The following is a 5,899-nucleotide window of genomic DNA, read 5'->3' on the forward strand; positions in this document are numbered from 1 at the left end:
CCCGGTAGCATAGTGCCATACAGATTTGAAACTCCGCCACTGCTGGAAAGAGATTCGCTCGCGTAGGCCATGTTTAAAATCTCCATCATTTCATCTTGATTTAAATCGAGAAAACTATCCTTACCGGCTAATTGTTTTGCCATTAGATGCAACGCTTCTATCCCCTTTGCGTAGCTGTTCTTCAGCATTTGATTCTTTACTATGGTTTTATCAATTTCGAACACTACACCCGCTTCCCTAGCACCAGGGCTATCGTCACTCGGAATAATCAAAGCAGTTACTTGTTCGACAACCGTCGCTTGATAAGGAGTAAAAAATTCAAATTTATCCTTTAATAGCTTTTGAGAGCTTAAAGGATTTTCCTTTTCTTCCGCCCATAATGAAAACAAGTAGTTTGATGGAAAAAATGAAGATAAAACTGAAAATGAGGTAACAATGTGAATGAATTTTCTTCTGGTCAAGCTATCTGAATCTCTAAAGTCCACTGGGATACCCTTCTATTACCAGCATGATATCACAACACGGAGCTGTTACAAAGATATAGTATATATTTTTTTATTGTAGTGATGTTATTTTTACAAAGATATTAAGTTATATTTAGACAAGCAATACATGAATATAAAAAATCCAAGCATTGCACTGACTGTTTTCATACTCTTAATCCTGGCCGCAATATCGTGCGCATCTTCTCTCATTCCAGCACATCAACCATTAACATCAGAGATCTGGTTTGATGACTTAAAAGACGGATTTGAGATTTTCGAGCAAGAAGGGAATGTATTGGTTCAATCAATTGCAGAATCCCTCTATAGTGATAAAACTTCATTAAGGAATATACCTCCTGATTTCCAAGATGATGCTTCACCCAGGATTGTATTTCTCTCAGTAAGTGATGGCAATACACCCGCATTTGTTGCATTAGGGAGAGGCAATGGTCTCATTAATGCTCTTGATCATGCCTTTTTCAATCTGCGAAAAACACTGCCGGAAGAATACAGACCCCAATGGGTTAAACTGGACATAGTAAAAAAAGTTCATCCATCCGAAAGCGTAAACCCATCAACACAATTAGACTTCGAAAGAAGTCTTAATGGAATAGCCCTCAAGCGGGGAACTGGCTTAGCTTTTCTTCCTGAGGAGCTAGTAGCAAATACGTTGGTTGATAGCAATCAGAGATTGCGATCAGAAAATATAACTAAGTATTTAGAAGCACAACCCATCAAAGCTGATATCTTCGACTCGCTTACTAATCAAGCACCTTTCGAAATCACTCGATTTACTCCGGATAGCTACTTCTATGATGGGAGAGATGCTTTTCGTCTCTATCGCGGACATCGCATGTTCGATGAAACTTTTCCCGAACTATTAATTCAATCCGCAAAGAGTGGCGGAGATTACCTGAAGCGCTCTGTCCACCCTGATGGGAGCTTTGTATACATCTATCGGCCCAAGACTGACGAGGCCTCAGAAGCCTACAATATTTTGCGACACGCCGGCAGTATTTATTCCATGCTGGAGCTCTACCAGGTCACGGGCGATCCCGAACTTCTTCAATCTTCAAAGCGCGCCATTGATTATCTCATCAAATCCATCAAGCCTTGCCAGATAGGAAGTGAAACTTTAGCGTGTGTTGTGGAGGAAAGCAATGTTAAATTAGGAGGAAATGCACTTTCCGTCGTGGCTCTCGCAATATATATTGGGATTACTAATGAAAGAGAGTACATGCCTACGGTTTTAAGGCTTGCAAGATGGATTCAGAGGTCCCAGAAAGAAAGCGGTGAATTCTTCCCCCATAAACAATCCTATCCTGGAGGAGAAGCTTCTCCTTTTGTGTCTCAATACTATCCAGGTGAAGCAATCCTGGCCCTAATGAGAATATATGAATTGAATGGCGATGAGAGCTTTCTGGATTCAGCAGAAAGGGGTGCGCAGTATCTTATAAACGTACGGGATAAAAGCCTGTCCGATTCTGAGCTCAATCACGACCATTGGCTTCTGTACGGCTTAAACGAGTTATATCGTTACAAACCAAACCCCTTATATCTAAACCATTCGATGCGAATAACAAAAGCCATGATACGAAGTCAAAATCGTGACCCTAAATATCCAGACTGGTTTGGAAGTTATTACCGGCCTCCACGTTCCACACCCACGGCGACTCGATCTGAGGGGCTTTATGCCGCATATCAACTCGCCCACGACTTCGGAGACCCCAATGAAGCTGAGCAGATTCTGGAATCTCTAGAGAACGGTATTAGGTTTCAACTGCAAACACAATTTCGACCAGAGTCGGTATTATATCTGAAGAAACCGCAGAGAGCCTTGGGGGGATTTCATAGTAGTCTTACAAACTTTGAAATTCGTAATGACTATGTTCAACACAATATATCCTCCATACTTGGTCTCTACCGCATCCAAAGGAATATGGGGAAAAACGAAGAATTTCCAGTCGAGGAAAAAAGTAAAATCAACCTATTGAAAATATTATTTGTTACAGAAAGAGAATTTAAGGAGTGTTACAGGTTGCTGCTAGATAAGTCTGGTAACCCTAGGGAATTCAAAAAAGTAGTGAGGACAGGAAGAGATGATATTGGACCATATATGGAGATTATGCTTTAACTTCTAATTGGTATATACGTATTTCAAAGCCAAGATCACAGCATGCATCTGGTGCTGAGTGACGTCAATTCGCAAAAGTGGTCCACTACTATGGTTCATTATCCCGCCAACTGCAAGAGGGTCATTTGTCTGATTGGCCATTAAATATTCATTTTGAGATTGAAGGGGTCCACCTACCTGCCAGGTGGTCAATTTATATAGAGCCATATCAATTGTATTTGACAGGTCATTAATAGCTGCTTCATGCTGGCGGGATTTGGCCACTAAGAGGGCAGGGATAATCCCCTCATACGCATAGGCCGTATTCCTTGTGCGCTCGAGAGTACGATGGGTGTGGACCATCCACCAGGAAAGCGCAAGGACATAATCCCCAAAAACCTCTGAATTTTTCCAGCCAGCATCCTGATACTCCCAAAAAGCCATACAACTCCACTGGAAAAATCCCTTTGTAAGAAAAGAGTCCGGGTCATTCCTCCATTGATCAACTGTATAAAACTTTGCCATTTCCAAGGCTGAATCTTCGATCAACGGTATCAGATTTACGTACCCCAGGTATTTAGCTGCCTTTATCAAGCAGAGCAATGCCTCGCCATCAGCATAAGGGTTGAAGTCATCACGTTTCGCTTTCTTACCCAACGAGTAACCACTAGAGAAGTGCTTGTTCTCAAAACGCATGAATTTTAAAAACTCGATGTATCCGTTCAGCTTTGCAGTCAACCCTTCCCGATATTCATTCGGGATTTTTAGTTCTCCAGTTGTGTCCGTACGAAGGTAATCGATTATTGCCAACCCCACAAGGGCAACTGTACCAGTTTGACAGTAAGAATCACCTGGATAAGCGATGAGTAACGACCCTTCCACTGGACCCTTCTGTGTGTGATTGAAGAAGAACTTCATGGCCTTTTCGAGAGAAGCTTTTGTCTTTGGATCCTGATCATACTGATATATCAAAGCCAGACCCCATAGCGCCCCGGCCTGGCGTACCTGATTATCGTTCTTGTCCATTACCTTATTCACAAAGTCGTATTGATAATTGAAGTTCCCTTCTGGCTTCTGATTATTTATTAAGAACCCCTTCCCCAGGTTTAGCGAATCTTCGAGAACCTCACGGGTCATTTCGTTGTTTCTTTGATAACTCTTCCATTGCCGGCTTTTTAGGTATTTATTAAGCCACGAAGGAAACTCCTCCAATGTCACGCGACCTGCAAAACTTGGCGACAGGGATTCTTTTTTCTGCGCCCTTTTGCTATCGGAGACAGTTGTTTCCTTAGTTCTCTTGCCACAACTATCAATACTAATTGACAAACCAAATAAAATGAAAACCAAAAATAACGTTTTCTTTAAAAGATAAAATTTGGTAAAGACATTAAACGTATGCTTCACACAATACCCCCAAATTTTTGGATCATAATTATGTCAATTCCGCCTGATTAATATTGTTATCACAGACAATTTGGATTGTCCAACGGCAAACCCCTACTTGCCATATAGCTTTTAGGTTCTGTTTGGCGGAAGGGTTTTGAGCCGGGGAACGTAGAACTCACCCCATCCCCTAGTGTATCGCCCACTAAACTATAAGGGGATAGAATTGTGGGAACTGTAAACGTAAGGATTCCCGCAGCGGGACTAGAAAGTCCCGCCTATCGTCGATTTATAGCCTAATACAACTGGGTGACCCCAAACACTGTTTTATAGACAATCAAAGAAGATTGTTCGATTCCGAAGTTTATATAAAAAACCGGTTGGCAAAGCCCACCGCACATGAACTTCGTCAACCGGTTGAAACCAGGATGCAAGATTAAAAGCGTTTTACTCTATTACCCCTATTACCTCTACTTCTACTGGCAGAGTTACGAGACAGTTGGAGTTTTCCCAGCTATGGCAACAGCCGGACTTATTCGTCCACGTGCATTGAGGCAACCTTGGACAAAGGAGCCCATCATCATCATCGTCAGCGTCTGCTTGAAAAAGACAATTTACCTCCAAAGTACCAGGCTGGTCTCCAGGTTCGAAGTCATCATCATCGCCTATCTCAGGGCACGAAACCACCCTTGTTACCCCAGTGAGTTTACCTTCGCAGGTACATTTAATGGTTACGTCGCAGTCAGTGACATTACCACCCATACCAGCGAATGCAACCAAAGAAGACCCCATCATACCAACAACAAAAATGAAGATAAACATGTATTTAAGCATGATTTATCTACCTCCTTAAAGAATTTTTAAAGCTAACCCTAAAACCACTCTTGACAATACTTGGTCTTAACTAGTCCATTTGAATCACCCCCTTTCTTCCTTCTAACCTATTGCAAGACAGCAAATCAGATTTGAATTTCAAAATCCTCCTAATTATCCGTGAGCAGGGCGCTCGGGAATCGAAGTGGCTATCATTCAGTGCCATAGGAGAGGTCGAGATATACTTAGGGAAAGATTTTTCGTAAACGAACTTACCAATTGGGATTCTATTTGAGTGTCGGCACTTGAGTCGATGTACCACCATCTCCCTCGCTCCCTCCCTCTTATTAACAGCCCAACGATAGCACATCTAGATATAGCCGTCAAGAAGTTTTCTAAATATATATTGTCATAGCTCCACAGTGGTAACAATTATTTAAACCTTATTATGTAAGAAAACTATGCGTGAGAATTCTTAAGAAATTATTAAGATTTTGTCCACATCTTATTAACCCATCTTATGCATAAACCTTTTCTATCCTGGCTATACCACAAAGAATTGTCCCTGGTCAATTTACCTTTATAATCTACAAATAATGGTATTGACTTTTGGATACGATGCGTGATAGCATGATTGTAAATCTATTTAAAGGGGGATAAAAACATGTTTAGATACTTTGTTTATTTAATGGTAACAGTTGTAATGGCGACTATGGTCTTAATTGCCTGGACACCTACCGCCAAAAGCCAGCTAGATGGCTGTTCCTCATATTGTGAGGCTGCCTTTATTTGTGCTTGCGCCGCAAAACTCGGAGGGAATTTACGCGAGACAAGATGTGAGTTTAGGGGAAGCCAGACATGTGATGCTTGGGGTATTGACATGAACGGTTATGATTATTGTAATTGCGATCCTGATCCAAGGTGTTTCAGTTACAAAGAAAAAGACGAGGTGTGGCTAAGATTTCCTGACTTCATGTACAATCCTTGCATCCCTCCTCCTGCTTAAACGAGAATATAAAATCGCTTTCGGTTATGCTTTTAATAAACTCAGACGGGGAGAATAGGGACTAATCCTATTCCTCTCCGTTATAATGCAGTCACGTCT

The 5,899-nt window shown here is 41.6% G+C and carries 5 protein-coding genes; 2 read left to right on the forward strand and 3 right to left on the reverse strand.

Features of this window, described 5'->3' with window-relative positions; genetic code table 11:
- Positions 1-485: gluconate 2-dehydrogenase subunit 3 family protein (locus tag VGA95_12045; GenBank protein HEX9667269.1), on the reverse strand; the 485-nt coding region annotated here is incomplete at its 3' end.
- Between the two features lie 127 nt (positions 486-612).
- Between VGA95_12045 and VGA95_12050 the strand changes: the two genes are divergently transcribed.
- Entirely contained in the window at positions 613-2,619 is a 2,007-nt protein-coding gene (locus VGA95_12050; protein ID HEX9667270.1) for a hypothetical protein, read from the forward strand.
- A 3-nt stretch (positions 2,620-2,622) separates the two neighbouring features.
- Here VGA95_12050 and VGA95_12055 read toward each other — a convergent pair whose 3' ends face one another.
- Together VGA95_12055 and VGA95_12060 are read right to left on the reverse strand one after the other, a co-directional pair.
- Positions 2,623-4,002 carry a hypothetical protein gene (locus VGA95_12055; GenBank protein HEX9667271.1) on the reverse strand — a complete coding sequence of 460 codons (1,380 nt, stop codon included), beginning with the start codon at positions 4,000-4,002 and terminating at the stop codon, positions 2,623-2,625.
- Positions 4,003-4,428: 426 nt separating this feature from the next.
- Positions 4,429-4,815, reverse strand: coding sequence for a hypothetical protein (locus VGA95_12060; GenBank protein ID HEX9667272.1), 387 nt, complete (start codon positions 4,813-4,815; stop codon positions 4,429-4,431).
- 643 nt (positions 4,816-5,458) lie between these two features.
- On the opposite strand from VGA95_12060, the gene VGA95_12065 reads away from it, so the two are divergent.
- Entirely contained in the window at positions 5,459-5,800 is a 342-nt protein-coding gene (locus VGA95_12065; GenBank protein HEX9667273.1) for a hypothetical protein, read from the forward strand.
- The last annotated feature ends 99 nt before the right edge of the window (positions 5,801-5,899 follow it).

Source organism: Thermodesulfobacteriota bacterium, assembly GCA_036397855.1.
In the GTDB taxonomy this organism is placed as follows: Bacteria; Desulfobacterota_D; UBA1144; order Nemesobacterales; family CSP1-2; genus DASWID01.

What these genes read in the sequence shown, in the direction of transcription:
- VGA95_12065 (HEX9667273.1), top strand. Translation starts at nt 5,459, where the DNA reads ATGTTTAGATACTTTGTTTATTTAATGGTAACAGTTGTAATGGCGACT.
- VGA95_12060 (HEX9667272.1), bottom strand. Translation starts at nt 4,815, where the DNA reads ATGCTTAAATACATGTTTATCTTCATTTTTGTTGTTGGTATGATGGGG.
- VGA95_12050 (HEX9667270.1), top strand. Translation starts at nt 613, where the DNA reads ATGAATATAAAAAATCCAAGCATTGCACTGACTGTTTTCATACTCTTA.